This window comes from Corynebacterium tuscaniense, assembly GCF_008693065.1.
Taxonomy (GTDB): Bacteria; Actinomycetota; Actinomycetes; order Mycobacteriales; family Mycobacteriaceae; genus Corynebacterium; species Corynebacterium tuscaniense.
Map to the genome: position 1 here is coordinate 129,509 of NZ_VXKH01000001.1, position 19,894 is coordinate 149,402.

At 61.1% G+C, this 19,894-nt stretch carries 20 protein-coding genes; 16 read left to right on the forward strand and 4 right to left on the reverse strand.

All coding sequences use genetic code 11. The features are described from left to right. The first annotated feature begins 81 nt into the window (after nucleotides 1–81). From F4V54_RS00610 to F4V54_RS00625, 4 genes are read left to right on the forward strand one after another with little or no spacing between them, the layout of a single operon-like run. Nucleotides 82–468, forward strand: a complete 387-nt coding sequence (locus F4V54_RS00610; RefSeq protein WP_232218057.1) for a YraN family protein — start codon at nucleotides 82–84, stop codon at nucleotides 466–468. After that, on the forward strand, nucleotides 455–1,990 hold the full coding sequence (locus F4V54_RS00615) for a YifB family Mg chelatase-like AAA ATPase (RefSeq protein ID WP_034661583.1): 1,536 nt from the start codon (nucleotides 455–457) through the stop codon (nucleotides 1,988–1,990). Before F4V54_RS00610 ends, F4V54_RS00615 begins: the two co-directional genes overlap by 14 nt. Next, a complete protein-coding gene (gene dprA, locus F4V54_RS00620; protein ID WP_150385897.1) occupies nucleotides 1,987–3,186 on the forward strand; it encodes a DNA-processing protein DprA in 1,200 nt (399 codons plus the stop codon). Before F4V54_RS00615 ends, dprA begins: the two co-directional genes overlap by 4 nt. 52 nt (nucleotides 3,187–3,238) lie before the next feature. Beyond that, on the forward strand, nucleotides 3,239–4,135 hold the full coding sequence (locus F4V54_RS00625; RefSeq protein WP_150385898.1) for a tyrosine recombinase XerC: 897 nt from the start codon (nucleotides 3,239–3,241) through the stop codon (nucleotides 4,133–4,135). Here the strand turns inward: F4V54_RS00625 and F4V54_RS00630 are convergent. After that, nucleotides 4,083–4,607, reverse strand: coding sequence for a M23 family metallopeptidase (locus F4V54_RS00630; RefSeq protein ID WP_150385899.1), 525 nt, complete (start codon nucleotides 4,605–4,607; stop codon nucleotides 4,083–4,085). The two genes, F4V54_RS00625 and F4V54_RS00630, sit on opposite strands and share 53 nt — an antisense overlap. 377 nt (nucleotides 4,608–4,984) lie before the next feature. Between F4V54_RS00630 and rpsB the strand changes: the two genes are divergently transcribed. Both rpsB and tsf read left to right on the forward strand, forming a co-directional pair. Continuing rightward, the gene (gene rpsB, locus F4V54_RS00635) at nucleotides 4,985–5,806 is read left to right on the forward strand and encodes a 30S ribosomal protein S2 (protein ID WP_102724202.1); all 822 of its coding nucleotides are present in this window, start codon (nucleotides 4,985–4,987) and stop codon (nucleotides 5,804–5,806) included. A gap of 219 nt (nucleotides 5,807–6,025) precedes the next feature. Next, on the forward strand, nucleotides 6,026–6,844 hold the full coding sequence (gene tsf / locus F4V54_RS00640; protein WP_150385900.1) for a translation elongation factor Ts: 819 nt from the start codon (nucleotides 6,026–6,028) through the stop codon (nucleotides 6,842–6,844). Between the two features lie 57 nt (nucleotides 6,845–6,901). Here tsf and F4V54_RS00645 read toward each other — a convergent pair whose 3' ends face one another. Then, nucleotides 6,902–7,321: a hypothetical protein gene (locus F4V54_RS00645; RefSeq protein ID WP_150385901.1), complete on the reverse strand. Its 420-nt coding sequence runs from the start codon at nucleotides 7,319–7,321 to the stop codon at nucleotides 6,902–6,904. 96 nt (nucleotides 7,322–7,417) lie between these two features. On the opposite strand from F4V54_RS00645, the gene pyrH reads away from it, so the two are divergent. Together pyrH and F4V54_RS00655 are read left to right on the forward strand one after the other, a co-directional pair. After that, on the forward strand, nucleotides 7,418–8,125 hold the full coding sequence (gene pyrH, locus F4V54_RS00650) for a UMP kinase (protein ID WP_376998130.1): 708 nt from the start codon (nucleotides 7,418–7,420) through the stop codon (nucleotides 8,123–8,125). After that, entirely contained in the window at nucleotides 8,125–9,048 is a 924-nt protein-coding gene (locus F4V54_RS00655) for a DMT family transporter (RefSeq protein ID WP_150385903.1), read from the forward strand. Before pyrH ends, F4V54_RS00655 begins: the two co-directional genes overlap by 1 nt. On the opposite strand, the gene F4V54_RS00660 is transcribed toward F4V54_RS00655, so the two are convergent. After that, nucleotides 9,045–10,124, reverse strand: coding sequence for an amidase family protein (locus F4V54_RS00660; protein ID WP_150385904.1), 1,080 nt, complete (start codon nucleotides 10,122–10,124; stop codon nucleotides 9,045–9,047). The two genes, F4V54_RS00655 and F4V54_RS00660, sit on opposite strands and share 4 nt — an antisense overlap. 84 nt (nucleotides 10,125–10,208) lie before the next feature. Here F4V54_RS00660 and frr point away from each other — a divergent pair, with 84 nt between their 5' ends. From frr to rlmN, 3 genes are read left to right on the forward strand one after another with little or no spacing between them, the layout of a single operon-like run. Beyond that, complete coding sequence (frr, locus tag F4V54_RS00665; RefSeq protein ID WP_150385905.1) at nucleotides 10,209–10,766, forward strand: ribosome recycling factor; 558 nt, start codon at nucleotides 10,209–10,211, stop codon at nucleotides 10,764–10,766. 5 nt (nucleotides 10,767–10,771) lie between these two features. Continuing rightward, nucleotides 10,772–11,659: a phosphatidate cytidylyltransferase gene (locus F4V54_RS00670; RefSeq protein WP_052092452.1), complete on the forward strand. Its 888-nt coding sequence runs from the start codon at nucleotides 10,772–10,774 to the stop codon at nucleotides 11,657–11,659. A gap of 43 nt (nucleotides 11,660–11,702) precedes the next feature. Next, on the forward strand, nucleotides 11,703–12,809 hold the full coding sequence (gene rlmN / locus F4V54_RS00675) for a dual-specificity RNA methyltransferase RlmN (RefSeq protein WP_034661555.1): 1,107 nt from the start codon (nucleotides 11,703–11,705) through the stop codon (nucleotides 12,807–12,809). Nucleotides 12,810–12,880: 71 nt separating this feature from the next. Here the strand turns inward: rlmN and F4V54_RS00680 are convergent, their stop codons facing one another. Then, nucleotides 12,881–13,309 carry a DUF2631 domain-containing protein gene (locus F4V54_RS00680; RefSeq protein ID WP_034661553.1) on the reverse strand — a complete coding sequence of 143 codons (429 nt, stop codon included), beginning with the start codon at nucleotides 13,307–13,309 and terminating at the stop codon, nucleotides 12,881–12,883. Between the two features lie 111 nt (nucleotides 13,310–13,420). Between F4V54_RS00680 and dxr the strand changes: the two genes are divergently transcribed. The 5 genes from dxr to map are packed head-to-tail and all read left to right on the forward strand — an operon-like array spanning nucleotide 13,421 to nucleotide 19,770. Then, on the forward strand, nucleotides 13,421–14,623 hold the full coding sequence (gene dxr, locus F4V54_RS00685; protein ID WP_150385906.1) for a 1-deoxy-D-xylulose-5-phosphate reductoisomerase: 1,203 nt from the start codon (nucleotides 13,421–13,423) through the stop codon (nucleotides 14,621–14,623). 21 nt (nucleotides 14,624–14,644) lie between these two features. After that, a complete protein-coding gene (locus tag F4V54_RS00690; protein ID WP_150385907.1) occupies nucleotides 14,645–15,856 on the forward strand; it encodes a M50 family metallopeptidase in 1,212 nt (403 codons plus the stop codon). Nucleotides 15,857–15,881: 25 nt separating this feature from the next. Further along, complete coding sequence (gene ispG, locus F4V54_RS00695) at nucleotides 15,882–17,045, forward strand: flavodoxin-dependent (E)-4-hydroxy-3-methylbut-2-enyl-diphosphate synthase (protein WP_102724194.1); 1,164 nt, start codon at nucleotides 15,882–15,884, stop codon at nucleotides 17,043–17,045. A 4-nt stretch (nucleotides 17,046–17,049) separates the two neighbouring features. Then, nucleotides 17,050–18,867, forward strand: coding sequence for a penicillin-binding transpeptidase domain-containing protein (locus tag F4V54_RS00700; RefSeq protein WP_102724193.1), 1,818 nt, complete (start codon nucleotides 17,050–17,052; stop codon nucleotides 18,865–18,867). A 30-nt stretch (nucleotides 18,868–18,897) separates the two neighbouring features. Then, complete coding sequence (gene map / locus F4V54_RS00705; RefSeq protein ID WP_034661688.1) at nucleotides 18,898–19,770, forward strand: type I methionyl aminopeptidase; 873 nt, start codon at nucleotides 18,898–18,900, stop codon at nucleotides 19,768–19,770. Nucleotides 19,771–19,894 lie beyond the last annotated feature (124 nt).

Sequence of the window (19,894 nt, forward strand, 5' to 3'; positions counted from 1 at the left end):
TTTGGTCTTTTGCGTCGTCCAAAGGAGTAGGCCGCCTTGATGCGCGGTGCAAGTTAACACAAAAGATCGGAGAAGACGATGGTGAAAAGTACGCCTGACACTGGTTTGGATACGAACCCGTGGGTGCTGGGCACGCTCGGTGAATCAAGTACGGCTGCCTGGTATGAGGAGATGGGGTATGAGATTGTCCAGCTTGGGTACAGAACCAGGCGGGGTGAAATCGATGTGATTGCTCGTGCGGAGGACGGAACGATTGTTTTCATCGAGGTGAAAACGCGGCGTGGGCACAGCTTTGGGGCGGCGGAGGCGGTGACAGCACGCAAGCTTAACCGTATCCGCGCAGCCGCATCGGAGTGGTTGATGGGTCAGCCTTATTCGCTAGTGCGTTTCGACGTCGTGGAGGTGCTTTACAACGGCCACGACTTCTTCCACCGCATGTACCAGGGGGTTGAAGATGGCGCTTGCTAGTACGTACAGTGCGGCTGTTGAAGGCGTTAATGCTCACTTTGTCACGGTGGAGGCCAATGTAGGACCGGGGCTCCCCGGGATCCACATCGTTGGCTTGGGAGACAAAGCGGTGGGGGAGTCCCGTGACCGTATTCGCACCGCCGTAGCGAATTCGGTGCTGCCATGGCCGCGCACAAAAATCATGGTGTCCTTGTCGCCGGCGAATCTGCCTAAGTCGGGCTCCCATTTTGATCTTCCTGTTGCGTTGGCGGTCCTCGCCAGCATGGATCCCCGGGCCGAGCGGAGACTGAAGCGTTCGCTCATCGTGGGGGAGCTGGCCCTATCCGGTGGGCTGCGCCGAGTGGATGGCATTTTGCAGATCATCGCGCAAGCGCTGCATGGCCATCCGGATGGCGGTGAGATTGATCATGTGATCATCCCCGCTGGCAATGCGCAGGAAGCTGCACTCATTGGACACCCGGCGGTTAGGATTGCACACACGCTCAGTGAAGCGTGGCAGTGGGCGATCGGGGAGAGCGAACTGCCTGGCCTCGAAACCGTGACACATACGGTGGAGCCGGTCCGTGTGCCCGATTTCCGGGACGTGATCGGCCAGCTCCATGAACGCCGCGCTATGGAAATTGCGGCAGCGGGTGCGCACCACATGCTCATGATTGGTTCGCCGGGCTCCGGCAAATCGATGCTGGCGGAAAGGTTGCCGTCGATCTTGCCGGACCTGTCGCCCGAGCAGGTGGTGGAAGCAACCGCGATTCATTCAATCTCGGGGAACTCCTCGGGGGAGGTGATTATGAGGGCGCCGTTTGTGGCACCGCATCCGTCGTTAGGCAGAGCAGCCCTGATTGGCGGTGGCTCTGGTATTCCACGACCCGGCGCGGTGAGCCATGCGCATCATGGGGTGCTCTTTCTAGACGAGGTCAGCGAGATCGACGCCCGCACCCTCGACGCCCTGCGTGTCCCCCTGGAGAAGGGCGAGGTGCAGCTCACACGCGCGCGCCGGGTGGTAGTGTATCCGGCGAATTTCCAGCTCATCATGGCCGCGAATCCGTGCCGCTGTGGTGTAGACAATGCGGCGAAATGCGAGTGTTCCTCTGGCGAGCGTGCGAAGTACCTGCGAAACTTATCGGGGCCACTGCGGGACCGTATTGATATCTGCTTGAACACCACCTCCGTGGGTGGTGTTGTCACGGCGTCGGATCAGGAATCTTCCGCAGTGATTGCGCAGCGTGTGCTGGCCGCGCGGGACCGCTCCCAATGGCGGTGGGCTAAAGCGGGATTATCAGCCACGACGAATGGGCGCGTCCCCGGCGCGGTACTGCGGCGAGATTTCCCGGCTGCGGAGGACGGCATGGGCGTGATCAGTACCGCTTTGGCCGATGGCATGATCAGTCAGCGTGGCGTGGACCGGCTTCTTCGCCTGTCGTGGACACTAGCGGATCTTGCCGGGGTGGACACACCGCGTCTGGCAGAGGTGATGGATGCGCTGAGCCTGCGTGAAACGGAACAGCAGGGGGTTGCAGCATGAGTTCGCTTGAATCCTGGGCATATCTGAACCGCGTGGTGGAAGGTCCAAACCGGCACGTGTTGGCACTGCTTGACGCGGGGCGTGATGCTGATGAGATTGCACACGGCATCCGTACTCGTGCGACTTGGCTCGGAGGTTTGGGGCCGACTACGGAATCGCGCTACACGTGGGATCAACCAGAGGAGGATCTGGCTGCGGCGGAGCAGGAAGGATACGTGTTGCTCACTCCCGAATCGGAGCACTGGCCGCGCGATGAGATCGCAGCGTCCTTCGATGTGGCCCGCGCAAAAGCCATGCGTGAAGCAGTGGGGAACAGGTTGAGTCTGCCACCTGATGCCTATGCGCCACACGCGTTGTGGGTGCGGGGCAATACGAATCTGGCGCAGTTGTTTGCCAGTGCGGTGGGGATCGTGGGTACACGCGCTGCTTCCGCGTACGGGCGCCATGCAACGACTGATTTGTGTCAGGGACTCGTGCGCCACCAGCACACCATTGTCTCCGGCGGGGCGTTGGGAATTGACACGGTGGCGCACTCCACGGCTCTCGATGCCGGCGGCACAACCGTTGTTGTTGCGGCGTGTGGTGCCGGGCAGGTGTATCCGCGACGCAATGAGCAGCTGTTTGCGAGGATCGCGAATGAGGGAGGGGCGATCGTCACCGAGTATCCACCCGGAATGACCCCGGACCGCCACCGCTTCCTCACCAGGAACCGGCTTGTTGCCGCGCTGACTCAGGGCACCATCGTTGTGGAAGCAGCGTTCCGGTCCGGTGCGTTGAACACTCTGAAGTGGGTGGAAGTGTTCAACCGAGTGGGCATGGCGGTGCCGGGGCCCATCCTCGGGCCGGGGTCCTTGGGCACGAATCTGGCCATCCGTGATGAGCGCGCAGCGATGGTCCTGAGCGCCGATGATGCGCACGAGAAGCTCAGCCCCATCGGCACATCGGATGTGGACGGCCAGCTTGAGATGGACTACGCCGCAAACGCCATCCAGCAACTCTCCCGCAACGAGCTGCGGGTCTATGACTCCCTGCCGCTCGCTGACACCGGTGGGCTGGAAGCCGGGGACATTGCCCAAGCATGCGGCTTCACCATCGGTCTGACGGTTCACCTGCTCATGGACCTGAACAAAAAAGGCATGGTCATCCGTAAAGGCCAGCTCTGGGAAAGGGCTGATAGCGCGCACGTACCCGCCTAACCCAGGAGTGGCCATATACTGCCAGGAGGTCTAAAAACGGCAGGAGGGCACCATGACGCAACTCAACGCGGCGATCGATGACTTCGCTGACTACGCCCTCCTGGTCAAAGGTCGCTCCGAAGCCACAGTCAAGGGCTACCGCAGTGACTTACGGTCACTTGCGGAATTCGCCCCGCTTTTCGACGATTTCACTCTCCCCACCCTCCGCTCCTGGCTCGCCGCCGGCATGCGCGCCGGGCTGGCCCACTCTACCATGGCGCGACGTACTGCTGCGGCCCGCGCGTTTTCTACCTGGGCCTACGAACATGGCCACCTTGAATCCGATGTGGCTGCCCGCCTGGTCACTCCGAAAGTGAACCGTCACCTACCCGATGTGGTGAGCCCGAAGCGTGCCCAAGAGCTCGTTGAGGCACAGATCAACCCGGACGCCCATGGGCCTGAGGCAGCCCGTGACCGTGCGATGCTTGAGCTGCTCTATGCCACGGGCATGCGCGTCTCCGAACTCACCGGACTGGATGTGGACGATGTAGACCTCGGCCGTGGCTTAGCCAAAGTCACTGGTAAGGGCAATAAACAACGCGTTGTTCCTTTCGGGGACAATGCGTGCACCGCGCTTGATACGTGGCTGTCGCGCCGGGGCGAGTTGGCTGCGAAGAATAAAGAGGGGGCCGCCGGACATGCACTGTTCCTCGGCTCGCGTGGTAGGCGTATTGACGTGCGCCAGGTCCGCCGAGTCGTGGAACGTGCCGCGCAACGCACTGGCGACAGTGACTTAAGCCCACACGCGCTGCGCCACAGCGCCGCCACCCACATGCTTGAAGGTGGTGCGGACCTTCGAGTTGTGCAGGAACTCCTTGGACACTCCTCCTTGCAGACCACGCAGATTTACACCCACGTCAGCGCACAGCGCCTGAAAGCGGTGTACGACCAAGCCCATCCACGGGCTTAAGACGAATAGTCGGTGTGTCTAGCAACGTCAGCGGATTGATGTATGTATCCGGTCCCGTCTTGGCACCCCAGTGCAGCCCATCGTGACCCCCATTCGGTGGTGCCATCCGACCAATCGGTTGCCCTTCCTGGACAACATCCCCGACCGCCACGGTGGGGAACACCGGTTGGTACGTCGTGCGGATGCCGTCCTCATGATCAATGGAGATCACCGGGACCCCCACCACCACACCCACGAAGGCCACCACGCCGTCTTCGGCTGCCACAATGTCTTGCCCGGTGCGTGCCGTCAAATCCACACCGCGGTGGCCGCGCATCCAGTTCTTCTCCGGGATGTCAGCCCCGCGCGTGACCCGCGTGGCACTCGATGCGCCAGTCGTCGGATCCACGTATGCCCACGCAGGGCAGAAACCACCAAGGAGGGTTGCTACTGCTACTCCCACGGCAAAGAACAAACGCTGAAAAGGAATCATGGGTTCGATTGTGGGGAAGGGGGCGTCGATAAGCGAAAAGGGCCTGTGGAAAACGACAAGCTATCCACAGGGCCGCGCCATAAATTGGCGCATACGCTGGAGCAATGTAGACTTACACGGCAGCAACGAGTCCATTCGGGCGAGTTGACTACGCGCGGTGAAAATGCCTGGTCATAGCCTATCTTCGATAGGTGTAGTGGAACAGGTGCCACCACTTGCACCGGTCCTTTTCGTGAATCACTTGCGGGCAGTTCCATGTCCACGGAAAAATTATTGGTTCCACGGAAGGCGCGAGTGTGGCTCACCGCTAGGGTGTGGGGCAAACCCACACAACAAGACAGGAAACCGAGAATATTTACTCCAAAGGAGACATTCCCATGGCAGTTGTAACCATGCGTGAACTCCTCGACGCAGGTGTGCACTTCGGCCACCAGACGCGTCGTTGGAACCCGAAGATGCGTCGCTTTATCTTCACCGACCGCAACGGCATCTACATCATCGACCTGCAGCAAACGCTGACCTACATCGATGAGGCATTCGAATTCGTCAAGGAGACCGTCGCACACGGCGGCACCATCCTGTTCGTGGGCACCAAGAAGCAGGCCCAGGAGCCGGTCCAGGAAGAAGCACAGCGCGTGGGCATGCCGTATGTCAACCACCGCTGGCTCGGCGGCATGCTGACCAACTTCCAGACCGTGTCCAAGCGTCTCGCCCGCATGAAGGAACTGCAGGCCATGGACGCAGCCGAGGATGGCTACGCAGGCCGCGGCAAGAAGGAAATCCTCATGCTCACCCGCGAGCGCACCAAGCTGGAGCGCGTCCTGGGTGGCATCTCCGAGATGACCAAGACCCCATCCGCACTGTGGATCGTGGACACGAACAAGGAGCACATCGCTGTCGCTGAGGCGCAGAAGCTGCGCATCCCGGTCGTGGCAGTCCTGGACACCAACTGTGACCCGGACGTTGTTGACTACCCGATCCCGGGCAACGACGACGCAATCCGCTCCGTCAAGCTGCTCACCCACATCATCGGTGAGGCAGTCGTTGCTGGTAAGCAGCAGCGCGAAGAGCGCGCTCTGGCCAAGGCACGTGAAGCTGCAGGCGACGTACCGGCTGAGGCAACCGAGCAGGCTCCGGCCGCAGAGCAGGCTGAGGCAGCAGCGGAAGCGCCGGCAGCTGAAGCAGCTTCCGAAAACTAAGCTGAGGCTAAACCTCACAACAGGTAACCCCCGCGTCCGGTATAGCGTCCCGTCCGCCTCGCCTCGCACGAGAGCGTGACGGACACGTGGGCACGGGGGTTTCCTCACAACACAGTTGGTTCTAGCGAGCTGGGCATGCCGGTCCGGCATGCGTGCACTACGCTGTCAACTGACCTTTTACATACTTTGAACAACCACCACGAGGAGGGTCGCCCCACTATGGCGAACTACACCGCTGCAGACGTGAAGAAGCTGCGCGAAACCACCGGCTCCGGCATGCTCGATTGCAAGAGGGCCCTGGAAGAATCCGGCGGCGACTTTGACAAGGCCGTTGAGATCCTGCGCATCAAGGGTGCCAAGGACGTGGGCAAGCGCGCTGAGCGCAACGCTCTCGAGGGTCTGGTGGCTGTCTCTGGCAACACCATCGTTGAGATCAACTCTGAGACTGACTTCGTGGCTAAGAACGATGAGTTCAAGCAGATTGCCCAGCAGATTGCTGATGCGGCTGCCGCTGTGAAGGCTAACTCCGTTGAGGAGCTCGCTGGTGCTGACGTCAATGGTGAGACTGCTGCTGATGTCCTGCAGTCACTGTCCGCAAAGATCGGCGAGAAGCTCGAGCTGCGTCGTGCGGCTACCGTTGAGGGTGACAACATCGCTAAGTACCTGCACCAGAAGGCTGCAGACCTGCCACCGGCAGTGGGCGTGCTTGTGTCCTACACCGGTGACAACGCTGAGGCTGCACACCAGGTTGCTCTGCAGATCGCTGCTATGAAGGCTCGTTACCTGGACAAGGACTCTGTCCCGGCTGATGTCGTGGAGAAGGAGCGCGCAGTCCAGGAAGAGATCACCCGCAACGAGGGCAAGCCGGAAGCTGCCATCGAGAAGATCATCGAAGGTCGTCTTGGCGGCTTCTTCAAGGACGTTGCTCTGCTTGAGCAGCCGTCCCTGGCTGATTCCAAGAAGACTGTCCGTCAGTTCACTGAGGAGAACGGCATTGAGGTCAAGGACTTCGTCCGTTTCGAGGTTGGTCAGGCTTAAGCCCTAGCTCAAAGCTCTAACGCAGCATGTGCCCCAGGTTCGCCTGGGGCTTTTTGCTTATCGACGTTCCAACACCCACACCCCGTCCCGTCCCTCAAACCTCATTTGCGCATCTGGGTTCAGCTCTAACACTGCCTCGGCGTCGCCTGCACACAAGTCGACCTGGGATCGTTCCAAAGCCACCTTTGACACTTTGCCGTTGGGTTTTTGGACGAGTACCCAGTTGGTGGAGTCGTATGAGTCCTCATAATTGCGAAACACGTGATGGCCAAGCATGTCATTTGCCGTCTGGCCCGCGTACGGGCAAACAAGGAGGACTTGCGTGGCCTTGGGATAAACGTCGCTGACATGCAGCGTGACAGAAGCGTCACCCGCGTGTTCTGCCAACGCGTCCTGCAGCGCGTGCTGCTCCGGGTGTGTGCCACAGGCTGTTAGTAGCAAACAGGAAAGGGCGGCAGTAGTGAGTTTGGCGCGCATCTGGGTCCTTCTCCTCCGGCAGCGTAAGATTGTCGCCGAGTGTATCTGACCCCCTTTTCAAAGGAGTTGACAAACGTGACCGAAGCCACGGCACCCATGCGTACAGGCTACAAGCGAGTGATGCTGAAGCTTGGTGGTGAGATGTTCGGTGGGGGCAAGGTCGGCATTGACCCTGATGTGGTTGAAAGTGTGGCCAAGCAGATCGCTGAAGTTGCCCGTGGTGGTACCGAGATCGCCGTGGTGATCGGTGGCGGTAACTTCTTCCGCGGCGCGCAGTTGCAGCAGCGCGGCATGGACCGTGCACGCTCGGACTACATGGGCATGCTGGGCACCGTGATGAACTGCCTGGCGCTGCAGGACTTCCTGCAGCAGGAGGGCGTGGACTGCCGTGTGCAGACCGCGATCAACATGGCGCAGGTGGCGGAGCCGTACCTGCCGCTGCGTGCATCCCGCCACCTGGAGAAGGGCCGCGTGGTCATCTTCGGTGCCGGCATGGGTATGCCGTACTTCTCCACCGACACCACGGCCGCGCAGCGCGCCCTGGAAATCGGGTGTGATGTTCTGCTCATGGCCAAAGCAGTCGACGGCGTGTATTCCGACGACCCACGCACGAACCCGGACGCTGAGCTCTTCAGCGAGATTTCTCCGCGTGAGGCACTGGAGAAGAACCTCAAGGTCGCCGACGCCACTGCTTTCAGCCTCTGCATGGATAACAACATGCCGATCCTGGTGTTCAACCTGCTCAAGGAAGGCAATATTGCGCGGGCGGTTGCGGGGGAGCGCATCGGCACCCTCGTGAAGTAATGCTCATTCTCGCCGCGATGGCGGTTGGGGCGGTCATCCCTGCCCAGACCGCGGTGAACAGTCGCCTGCGCACGAGCGTGGGTGCGCCCTTACCCACGAGCTTTTACTCTTTCACCGTCGCGTTTCTGTGCGCGGTGACCCTGGCCGTGGCCATTTCTGGATTCCGCTGGGATTTTGCAGCCGCTGCTGCGGAACCCTGGTGGGTGTGGATCGGCGGTGTCATGGGCACCGTGTTCCTCACCGGCAACGTGCTGCTGTTCCCGCGGTTGGGCAGCGTGGAAACTGTGGTCATACCCATCCTGGGCCAAGTGATCATGGCGTTGGTCATCGACCAGTTTGGCATCTTCGGGGCGCCCCAAACGGAAGCCAGTGCGCTGCGTTTGCTTGGCGCGGTCGTGGTCCTGGCTGGCATCGTGTGCATTCACGTTCTCCGTCACAATAGCGACGGAGCAATAAGAAGCCACGCGGGTGGCGGCTCCCTGTGGGGTTGGCGTGCCTTCGGTGTCTTCATGGGCATGTGCTCCGCCACTCAAACCGCGGCCAATGGTTATTTGGGCACCGTCCTGGGTAGCTCGATCCAGGCGGGCGCCGTCAACTTGGCTGTCGGCGCAACACTGCTGTTTCTGCTCAGCTTGACTTTCCGTTCTTCCCGCCAGGCGCTCCTATCCACTATTGAACCCGGCCCGTGGTGGATGTGGCTCGGCGGAGTGTTCGGTGCGATCTTCGTGGTGGGAATGGCAACCCTGGCGCCAATTATCGGCACGGGCGCCACAGTCATCGGCCAGCTTGCCGGCACGATTATCTGTGGTCAGGTCATTGAGCGCTTCGGTTTCTTTGGCAGCCCAAAAACTCCGCTCCACGCCAACCGCGTGGTGGGCCTTGTCCTCGTGTTCATCGGCGCGGTCTTGGTGCGCGCGCTTTAGCGCCACTCGCGCACGACGGGTTCAATCAGCTGCGCCAGTTGGAGCAGCGTCGCATCATCCACGGTGAGCCCACCCAAATGAACCGGTCCCACTGCCACTGCAGGCCCACCCGAGAGGTTGAACAGGGAACACCACGGTGACCATTCGGTTTGCGCCATGAAGCTGTCCTCCGGCGCTAAACCAGGGAAGTAGTCCACCGCGGGCGGGTCCGCCGCAATCGTGGGTGTGAGCACCACGTCCACATCCCATTGCGCCGCCACATGCGTTGCCACACCCGCTGCCTGTTGCCGTGCCAACGTCACATCGCCCGGGGTCAAGGCGCGACCCTCACGCCGCAACCACGCCAAATATTCGCTGTCTGCCGGGTCCACGTCCGCAAAATTATGCGTGATCAACGTACGGAAGTAGCCAAAAGCGCGCTCCGCACCAGAGAAAGGTTCAAGCACTTGCTTATCGACGCCTCCCAGCTCCTCCAGAACCTCCCCCGCACGCTCCACCACAGCAACACGTTTCTCGTCTACTTGTGCGTTGGGGGCGAAGAGGGGAGAGGTGCAGATGCCGAGGCGGAGACGTCGATAAGCATTCTGGGGCAGACCATGAAGGGTGAGCTGATCGGCGACCGTGCGGGTGAGGAACCCATCCACGGTGCCCGCGCCGGAAGGCTTGAAACCCACAACTTCGCATGCGGCGGCAGGCACCCGCAACGATCCACCTGCATCACTGCCATGTGCCGCGCGATGCAGCCCCTCGGCCACAACCACCGCTGCACCCGAGGAGGAACCACCCGGTGTGGCTCCCGGATAAGCAGGGGACACGAGCTCCGGCACCCGCTCCGCGTACACCGTGGCACCCATCTCCGCCGTCACAGTCTTGCCGTTGATCGCCGCGCCCTGGCGCACCAGCGTGGCGAGGAATGGTGAGGTCGTGCGCGCTTTGTACTCGCGCGCGGGGTTCCCCATCGTGGTAGGCATCCCCGCGACATCCGAAAGATCCTTCGCGGGGATCACCCAACCAGCCAACCGCCCAGCAGTTTGGGGCAGGACGGAATTGTCGAGGTAGGTGAAAGCAGCATGCATCGTGAAGTTCAGTGTAGAAGCGGCTGCTAAGTTAGTACACGACAACGGCGCGCACAATGCGCGCGATGAAAGGATGAACACCCCATGATCGACGACGTATTGCTCGACGCCGAAGAGCGCATGACCAACTCCGTGGAACACACCCGCTCTGAGCTGGTGGCCATCCGCACCGGCCGCGCGAACCCTGCCATGTTCAACGGTGTTATGGCTGATTTCTACGGCGCACCCACCCCGATCAACCAGATGGCCACCATCTCCGTGCCGGAGCCTCGGATGCTGCTGATCAAGCCGTTCGACCCGTCCACGATGGGTGAGATTGAAAACGCGATCCGTAACTCCGACCTCGGCGTCAACCCGACCGATGACGGTCACGTCATCCGCGTGACCATCCCGCAGCTCACCGAAGAGCGCCGCCGCGACCTGGTCAAGCAGGCCAAGGCAAAGGGTGAGGACGGCAAGATTGCCATCCGCAACGTCCGCCGCTCCGGCATGGACGCACTGAAAAAGATCCAGAAGGACGGCGACGCGGGTGAGGACGAAGTGACCGCAGCTGAGAAGGAACTGGACAAGACCACCGCCAAGTACGTCGAGCAGATTGACGACTTGGTGGGCAAGAAGGAAGCAGAGCTCCTCGAGGTCTAAATTCCGTGACGGACACGACTGAAAACCAACACCAGCGCCGAGTTCACCTGCCTAAACCCAAGAACTCCGCGGGCCGAAACCTGCCCGTGGCGATTGCCACGAGTGTGGTGCTTATTACCTTGGTGCTCGTGGCCACCTACGTGGGGCCTGTCATGTGGTATCCCGTTGTCAGCGTGGCTGCCGCGCTGGCGATGTGGGAAACCTTCACCCGCCTGCGCGAACACGGCTTTGGTGTGTACCGCTTTGCCAGCATCGTGCTGGGCATATCCATGATTGTGTCTACGTGGCCGTTTGGATATACCGGGTTGCTGGCCACCTTCACCGTAAGCGTGTTGGCCCTCATGTTCGCGCGCCTGTTCTTCCACGGCCCGGATACCGCGCCACGGAACTATGTGCGCGACACAGCCGTGAACATTTTTGTCCTCGTGTGGATCGGCATGTTCGGTGCCTTTGCCGCCATGATCTCCCGCCTAGAAGCGCCAGGGGTCGCGGGTGGATTTTTCATCATCACGTTCATCGCATGCGTGGTGGCCAATGATGTGGGTGGGTACACCGCCGGTGTTCTCTTCGGTTCACATCCGATGGCACCGGCAGTAAGCCCGAAGAAATCCTGGGAAGGATTCGTCGGCTCTGTCATCCTCGGTGCGGTGACGGGTGTACTCACCGGCATGTACCTGCTGGGGACACAGTGGTGGGCAGGACTCATCTTCGGGCTCGGCATCGTCGTGTGCGCCACCCTGGGAGATTTGGTGGAAAGCCAGTTCAAACGTGAACTGGGCATCAAGGATATGTCTGCGCTCTTGCCAGGTCACGGCGGAATGATGGACCGGGTTGACGGCATCCTACCGGCGGCTGCGGCGACGTGGCTGCTGATGAACGTCGTCGTGCTGTAACAATTGACCATGACGTGGCAAACCAGGCAGAATGGGCCACGTCATGAGTGATTTTCCAAAGATCCAGTTGCTGTCCCCCAAGCGCGGCATGCCGCCGAAGCACTTCGCGGACCTGACCGTTGAAGAACGCATCACTGCATTGGGGGAGCTCGGCCTACCCAAGTTCCGCGCCGACCAGATCGCACGCCACTACTACGGCCGCTATGAAGCGGACCCGTCCACGATGACGGACCTACCTGCTGCTCAACGTGAGACAGTCAAGGAAGCACTGTTCCCACGCTTGCTCACCCCGGTGCGCACCGTGGAAACCGATAACGGTGATACCACCAAGACCTTGTGGCGCCTGCACGACGGGATCTTGTTGGAATCCGTACTTATGCGCTACCCGGGCCGCGCGACCCTGTGCATCTCCTCCCAGGCTGGCTGTGGCATGGCGTGCCCGTTCTGTGCGACCGGCCAGGGTGGGCTTGACCGTAACCTGTCCACCGCGGAGATCGTGGACCAGGTGCGTGAAGCCGCCGCCATGATGGAAGCTGAAGGCGGTCGCTTGACCAACGTAGTCTTTATGGGCATGGGGGAGCCACTGGCTAACTACAACCGCGTGGTGGCCGCGGTGCGTCAGATCATCTTGCCCGCGCCGGAGGGCTTTGGCATCTCACAGCGCAACGTGACGGTGTCCACTGTGGGGCTCGCGCCGGCTATCCGTAAGCTTGCGGACGAAGGCTTCAATGTCACCCTCGCGGTTTCCCTGCACACGCCTGATGATGAACTGCGCGACACCCTCGTCCCCATGAACAATCGCTTCTCCGTCGCCGACGTTCTGGATGCTGCCCGTTACTTCGCGGACCAAACCGGCCGGCGCGTATCCATCGAGTACGCGCTCATCCGCGACATCAATGACCATGATTTCCGTGCGGACATGCTGGGCAAAAAGCTTCACGACGCATTGGGCCCCCTCGTCCACGTCAACCTCATCCCACTGAACCCGACCCCGGGTTCGAAGTGGGACGCGTCCCCGCGTGAGCGCCAGGACGAGTTCGTCCGCCGCGTCATCGCCCAAGGTGTGCCGTGCACAGTGCGTGACACCAAGGGCCAAGAAATCGCTGCTGCGTGCGGCCAGCTGGCCGCCGATGAAAAGGCAGAGGCCTAACACCACATCGGGGCAGAAGAAAACCCCAGCTAACAGATCATAGAACTGCTAGCTGGGGTTAACTAAATGTCTTACTTGCCCAGTTGCTGGGTGCTGCGGGAAGCGCGGAATGCCTCCGGCTCAATGTTGTGGGCGCGCAGCTGGCTGTCGGTCAGATCAGCGTATGGTCCGGTCATGGTGCGCTGGAGTTCAGTCCAGTTCTTTTCCTCGTAACCGACCGGCTGGTTGAAAGCGGTGAGAGTGCGCACCTGGGACAGCTCCGGGCGGATGGCAAACAGCACAAGGCCGAGAGCAATAAGGACTGCCAGGGCGATCAACCAGATGGTCTCCACGTGGCCCCTATGGTTGCCGAAGTTGAAGCCAATGAGGAAAGCCACGGACACCCAACCAGCGATCTGGATGGTCTTCGGGGTCAGTTCAGACCAACCCCACTTGGCGGAAGGCACATCAGCCTCGGAAACACCGTTGTAGACCTGGGGTGCGTCATCCTTAGCGCTCACAGCAAACTCCTTGACACGGGTTAGGGAAAAGAGTCAATGCCACCATTTTGGCACACGTGGTGCTGTGTTTCCGATTCATCCCCCCGAAACACCCCGAACCTCACCCTTAGTATGACCCCACAGCGCTTCCCGCCCGCTCTGTGTGACAATGAAACTGTGCGCAAAGTTGTGATTTTGGGTTCCACGGGTTCCATCGGTACGCAGGCGTTAGATGTCATTCGGGACAACCCCGATGCCTTTGAGGTCGTGGGTATTTCCGCCGCCGGGTCGGATCCAGCCACGATCGTCGCCCAGGCGCGGGAGTGGGGGTTGGGGGCGGGGCAGGTTGGCGTCGCTAAGCAAGAAGCTGCTGATGAGGTAAGCCGTGAGCTCGGAGGCGAGGTTCTGCGCGGTGACGCGGCCGCGGAAACGCTGGTGCGCCACGTGAACGCTGATGTGGTGCTGAACGCTCTTGTCGGATCGCTGGGGCTCGCTTCGACGTTGGCCACGCTGGACAGTGGCGCGGTGCTCGCGCTGGCGAACAAGGAGTCTCTCGTTGCGGGCGGCGATATTGTCATGGCGCGCGGCGGCGAGATCGTCCCCGTTGATTCAGAGCATTCCGCGATGGCGCAATGCTTACGCGCGGGCCGGGCCGAGGATGTGGAACGCTTCGTCCTTACTGCCTCCGGTGGGCCTTTCCTTGGGCAAACACGTGAGCAGATGTGGGACGCCACCCCCGCACAAGCTGCCGCGCATCCGACGTGGTCGATGGGGCAGATGAACACGTTGAACTCCGCGACGATGGTGAATAAAGGCCTCGAGCTGATTGAGGCGACGCTGCTCTTTGGCATCTCCCCGGACATCATTGATGTGACCGTGCACCCGCAGTCGATCGTGCACTCGATGGTGACCTTTGTGGACGGTGCCACGATCGCGCAGGCTTCGCCGCCGTCGATGAAAATGCCGATCGCGCATGCCCTCGCCTGGCCGAACCGTGTCGCGGACGTACAGCCGCAGCTCGACTTCACACAGGCGATGGATTGGCGCTTTGAGCCACTCGACGAGGAAGCTTTTCCCGCCGTTCGCCTCGCGCGTGAGGTTGCGCGCGCTCGCGGAACTTTCCCGGCGGTGTACAACGCCGCCAATGAAGAAGCCGCATCGGCCTTCTTGGCGGGCAAGATCCGCTTCCCGCAGATCGTGGACACCATCGACTTCGTGCTGGATTCGGCGTCGGATTTTGCGGTGGTACCGTCATCCTTCAATGACATCGTGGCGGTGGAAACGCAGGCCCGTGCCCGCGCCGTGGAGCGGATTCAAGCGATCGCCGGCGCGTAGCGCCAAACGGAAAGGCTACTCGTGGGACCATTTCTCCTGGGCATTGTTGTCTTCGCGCTGTGCATTGCTGTGTCGATCGCGCTGCACGAGGCCGGACATATGCTCACCGCGAAAGCCTTTGGGATGCGGGTGCGCCGTTTCTTCGTCGGCTTCGGGCCAAAGCTCGTGTCCGTGAAGAAGGGGGAAACGGAGTACGGCATCGCCGCGCTGCCGTTCGGCGGATTCTGTGACATCGCGGGGATGACCGCGATGGATCCGCTCACGCCGGAGGAAGAGCCGCACGCGATGTATCGCAAGCCGTGGTGGCAGCGCGTCGCGGTGATGAGTGGTGGCATTGTGATGAACCTGTTTCTCGGGTTCATGGTGCTGTACCTGCTGGCGGTGTCGTCGGGAATTCCGAACCCGTACGCGGACCGTACGCCGACGGTGGGGGAGGTTGCGTGCACGTCTGACCAGGTTGATGCCACGACGGTGGCGGAGTGCACGGGCCCCGGCCCCGCGGGAGAAGCAGGTGTGCGCCCGGGTGACAAGATCCTGGCTATTGACGGCCAAGCGATGCGATCCTTCGTGGAGATCCGCGAGTATGTGCTCACTCGTCCAGGCCAAACAGTCACGCTTGATGTGGAACGCGCAGGAACGCGTTTGCTTATCGACGTCCCCGTTACCCCCGTCACTCGCCTCACCCCCGAAGGCACTGCCTTTGAGGCTGGCGCGATCGGCGTGAGCAATGCCCCGGTGGTGGATGCAGTGAAACGCTTCGGTCCGGTGGAGGCAGTTCCGGCGACGGCACGGGTGTCAGGGGAGATGCTCGTAGCGTCGGTGAAGGGCATCATCGCGTTTCCAGGGAAAGTGCCGGGGGTGGCGGCGTCAATATTCGGTGCGGAGCGGGACATGGAAGGCCCGATCAGTGTAGTGGGGGCGTCGCGAGCAGGCGGTGAGCTTGTGGAGCGGTCCATGTGGAGCGTGTTCTTTTCCCTGCTGGCCTCCCTGAACTTCTTCCTGGCCCTGTTCAACCTGATCCCGCTGCCACCGTTAGATGGCGGACACATAGCGGTGGTTCTGTACGAGACAATCCGTGACCGCCTGCGTGCCCTGCGCGGACTGCCGGCGGGTGGCCCGGTGAACTACCAGAAGTTGGCGCCGATCACGTACGCGATGGCTGCACTGCTGCTCGGGGTGGGCGTGTTGGTTATTGTCGCCGACGTGGTCAACCCCGTGCGCCTCTTTGGCTGAGAGAACCGGTGTTAGTCTTAGGTCTATGAATCTTCCCATCGGTTTGGGCATTCCGGAAGGCCCGCCTCCGACTCTTGCTCCGCGTCGTCAAACCCGTCAGTTGTTCGTGGGTGGGGTGGGGGTTGGATCCGATCACCCGATCAGTGTGCAGTCGATGACGACGACGAAGACGCACGATATTAACGCAACTTTGCAGCAGATCGCGCAGCTGACAGCGGCTGGTTGTGACATCGTGCGCGTGGCCTGCCCGAAGACGGTCGACGCGGATGCGTTGCCGGCGATTGCGCAAAAGTCGCCGATCCCGGTTATTGCGGATATTCACTTCCAACCGAAGTACATCTTCGCAGCCATTGACGCCGGGTGTGCCGCTGTGCGCGTGAACCCGGGCAACATCAAGGAGTTCGACGGCCGCGTGAAAGAGGTAGCCAAGGCTGCTGCCGATGCGGGGATTCCGATCCGCATCGGTGTTAATGGTGGCTCCTTGGATAAGCGCCTTCTGGAGAAATACGGTAAAGCAACCCCGGAGGCACTCGTGGAGTCCGCGGTATGGGAGGCCGGCCTGTTCGAGGAGCATGGTTTCGGTGATATCGCCATTTCCGTGAAGCACTCCGACCCGGTTCTCATGGTGGAGGCGTACCGCCAGCTCGCCGCGAAGACGGATTATCCGCTGCACCTCGGTGTGACGGAGGCGGGCCCGAAGTTCATGGGCACGATCAAGTCCTCTGTGGCCTTTGGCGCGCTCCTGGCTGAGGGGATCGGCGACACCATCCGCGTCTCCCTTTCCGCTGACCCGGTGGAGGAGATCAAGGTCGGCGACCAGATCCTCCAGGCGCTCAATCTGCGTCCGCGCAAGCTGGAGATCGTCTCCTGTCCGTCGTGTGGTCGCGCGCAGGTGGACGTGTACAAGCTCGCCGAGGAGGTCACCGCCGGCCTGGAGGGCATGGAGTATCCGTTGCGTGTTGCTGTGATGGGCTGCGTAGTTAATGGCCCCGGTGAAGCGCGCGATGCGGACCTCGGCGTCGCTTCCGGTAACGGCAAGGGCCAGATCTTTGTCAAGGGCGAGGTTGTGGAGACGGTACCGGAGTCGAAGATCGTCGAAACGCTCATTGCGCATGCTGAACGCATCGCGGAAGAAGAGGGCCTTGAGGAGATCGCGGGCGCGAAGGCTGAAGTCAAGGTTACAAAGTAGGACGATGAAATCTCGGGTCCTTGCGCTGCTTGCCGTACTGGTTGTTGCGCTTGGTGTGAGTGCGTGTACACCGAAGCCGAATCCGGCGAAGCCAGTAGCGCAGGATCTACTCGATGCTCTGCAAGATTTCGATTATGAGGCTCTAGCTCAGCTTGTCGACGTCCCCCAGCAAGCCACCGACTCGGCCTCCGCCACCGTCAGTGGCCTGCAAGCAGAAGCATTGAATGCGACGCTGAACTACATTGACCAAAAAGAAAACATCGCTACCGCCCACTACACCTTGGAGTGGGCCCTGCCACGCGACCGGCAGGTGGCCTATGACGCGTCGATGACGTTGACGCAGTCCAATGACGAGTGGACGGTGCGGTGGCAGCCGTCTGTATTGCACCCACGCCTGGGGGCGAACCAGCACCTTGAGTTGCGGACGGTCCCAGCGAAGCAGGCGAGTGTGGTGTCCTCCGATGGTGTGGCGTTGTTGAGTCCGGGGGTGGCGTATCGGCTGCTCGTAGATAAAGGCGCGGTGCGCAATGTTCCGGAAACCGCCATCTCGATCTCTAATGCTTTGACCAATGCTCACGCGGTGGACAAAGCGGTTCCCACGCGCGATGCGGGGGACCTGCAGAAGGAATTGGAGGCGGCTTCTGGGGTGTACTCCGTGGCGATGATCCCGGCCACCTCTCATGCGGTCGCTGATGCCGCGTTGAAGGGTATCCCCGGGGTGCGGCTGAATGAGGAAGCTGCGATGGTCAATGCGAATCCGGGTTTTGCGCCGGACATCATGGCACGCATCGGTGAAGTTGTGCGCGGGGATTTGGAGGGAGATGCGGGCTGGAAGATCGCCGTTGTGAATGAGAACGGCAATGAGCTCGAAGACGTGGAAAAGCACGACGCGAAGCCATCGCCGTCCATCGGGATCAGCCTGTCCCACAAGGTTCAGGTTGCCGCGGAGAAGGCTCTTGAGCCGATCGCGGGCCAGAAAGCAATGATCGTGGCAATCCGCCCCTCGACGGGCGAGATCCTCGCCGTTGCTCAAACACCTGAGGCGGATAAGGACGGCAACCTAGCCCTTACCGGCCAGTACCCGCCGGGCTCGACGTTCAAGATCATTTCCGCAGCCGCTGGATTGGAAAAGCAAGGGCTCAACCCAGGTTCCATCGTGCCGTGTCCAGGAACCATGAATATTTACGGGCGCATCGTGACTAACTACGCGGGCTCTGGCGCTGGGGATGTCCCGCTGCAGACCGCATTCGCACGGTCCTGCAACACCACCTTTGCGGACATTTCAACGAAGTTGGCGCCGGGGGAGCTCAAAGACGTCGGTAAGCAATTTGGCCTTGGGGTGGACTACGAGATCACGGGCTTGGAGACCTTGACTGGCTCGATCCCCGTCGGCGAAGAAGCGCTTGACCGCACCGAGGCCGGTTACGGGCAAGGCCATGACCTGGCGAGCCCGTTTGGCATGGCGCTCGTGTCCGCAACTGCTGCCCGTGGCGAGGTTCCTCTGCCGTATCTGATTCAAGGCAAGGAAACGAAAGCCAGCGAAACGGCACCCAAACTCGACCCGCAGGCCCTGGCGGGTCTGCAGGACATGATGAAGGCAGTTGTCAGCCCTGGCGGCACCGCTGGCGGCATGAGTGCTGGCGGCGACATCCGCGGCAAGACTGGTGAGGCCGAAATCAACAGCGGCTCCCACTCCTGGTTCACCGGCTACCGGGATGATGACATTGCGTTTGCCACCCTCATCGTCCTTGGTGGCGGATCTGAGGCAGCCGTGCACATCACTGACGCGATGCTGCGCAACATCGATGAGGCCGGAGTCTAGGCCGAAACACGCGGGACTACCATGGCACCCATGAACCCACGCGGAAAACTGAAACCTGGAAAACCCACACCGATCCGCACCGTGCCGGACTCTATTGAGCGCCCGGAATACGCCTGGAAAGACACCGTCGCGGAGAACATCGGCGAACCGTTTGTGCAGACACCGGAGATCATCGAGAAGATGCGCGAAGCGTCTCGCATCGCCGCGAACGCTCTTGAGGCAGCCGGCGCGGCTGTGGCGCCTGGCGTGACCACCGATGAGATTGACCGCATCGCCCACGAGTACATGCTGGACCACGGTGCGTACCCATCGACGCTTGGCTACCGCGGTTTTGAAAAGTCCTGCTGCACGTCTCTTAATGAGATCGTGTGCCACGGCATCCCGGATACCACCGTGATCCAGGAAGGCGATATCTGCAATATCGACGTCACCGCCTACAAAAACGGCGTCCACGGTGACACGAACGCCACCTTCCTGGCTGGCGACGTCGCCGAGGAGCACATGCTGCTCGTTGAGCGCACGCACGAGGCGATGATGCGTGGCATCCGGGCTGCCAAGCCGGGCCGGGAGGTTAACGTGATTGGCCGTGTTATCGAGTCCTACGCCAAACGCTTCGGTTACAACGTGGTCACGGATTTCACCGGCCATGGTGTGGGTCCCACCTTTCATAACGGCCTGGTGGTGCTTCACTACGACTCGGATGCATACACGGACGTGCTGGAGCCAGGCATGACGCTGACTATCGAGCCCATGATTAATCTTGGCGGACTCGACTACGAGATCTGGGACGACGGCTGGACCGTCCAGAACACCGATGGTGAGTACACGGCCCAGTTTGAGCACACCATTCTCATCACAGAGGACGGCAACGAGATCCTCACCCTCCCCGATTCCCAACGCTAACCGTATAACTGGTACAACGCGCCGAACTGGTGGTATTTATTCACCACCGGATACCCCCGTGGGGAGACCCACGTGGGCGCGCCACGGATGGTGTGAATACGGCCCCGGCGCTTATTGAACTGCT

What these genes read in the sequence shown, in the direction of transcription:
- F4V54_RS00615 (WP_034661583.1), top strand. Translation starts at nt 455, where the DNA reads ATGGCGCTTGCTAGTACGTACAGTGCGGCTGTTGAAGGCGTTAATGCT.
- dprA (WP_150385897.1), top strand. Translation starts at nt 1,987, where the DNA reads ATGAGTTCGCTTGAATCCTGGGCATATCTGAACCGCGTGGTGGAAGGT.
- F4V54_RS00625 (WP_150385898.1), top strand. Translation starts at nt 3,239, where the DNA reads ATGACGCAACTCAACGCGGCGATCGATGACTTCGCTGACTACGCCCTC.
- F4V54_RS00630 (WP_150385899.1), bottom strand. Translation starts at nt 4,607, where the DNA reads ATGATTCCTTTTCAGCGTTTGTTCTTTGCCGTGGGAGTAGCAGTAGCA.
- rpsB (WP_102724202.1), top strand. Translation starts at nt 4,985, where the DNA reads ATGGCAGTTGTAACCATGCGTGAACTCCTCGACGCAGGTGTGCACTTC.
- tsf (WP_150385900.1), top strand. Translation starts at nt 6,026, where the DNA reads ATGGCGAACTACACCGCTGCAGACGTGAAGAAGCTGCGCGAAACCACC.
- F4V54_RS00645 (WP_150385901.1), bottom strand. Translation starts at nt 7,321, where the DNA reads ATGCGCGCCAAACTCACTACTGCCGCCCTTTCCTGTTTGCTACTAACA.
- pyrH (WP_376998130.1), top strand. Translation starts at nt 7,418, where the DNA reads ATGCGTACAGGCTACAAGCGAGTGATGCTGAAGCTTGGTGGTGAGATG.
- F4V54_RS00655 (WP_150385903.1), top strand. Translation starts at nt 8,125, where the DNA reads ATGCTCATTCTCGCCGCGATGGCGGTTGGGGCGGTCATCCCTGCCCAG.
- F4V54_RS00660 (WP_150385904.1), bottom strand. Translation starts at nt 10,124, where the DNA reads ATGCATGCTGCTTTCACCTACCTCGACAATTCCGTCCTGCCCCAAACT.
- frr (WP_150385905.1), top strand. Translation starts at nt 10,209, where the DNA reads ATGATCGACGACGTATTGCTCGACGCCGAAGAGCGCATGACCAACTCC.
- rlmN (WP_034661555.1), top strand. Translation starts at nt 11,703, where the DNA reads ATGAGTGATTTTCCAAAGATCCAGTTGCTGTCCCCCAAGCGCGGCATG.
- dxr (WP_150385906.1), top strand. Translation starts at nt 13,421, where the DNA reads ATGACCCCACAGCGCTTCCCGCCCGCTCTGTGTGACAATGAAACTGTG.
- ispG (WP_102724194.1), top strand. Translation starts at nt 15,882, where the DNA reads ATGAATCTTCCCATCGGTTTGGGCATTCCGGAAGGCCCGCCTCCGACT.
- F4V54_RS00700 (WP_102724193.1), top strand. Translation starts at nt 17,050, where the DNA reads ATGAAATCTCGGGTCCTTGCGCTGCTTGCCGTACTGGTTGTTGCGCTT.
- map (WP_034661688.1), top strand. Translation starts at nt 18,898, where the DNA reads ATGAACCCACGCGGAAAACTGAAACCTGGAAAACCCACACCGATCCGC.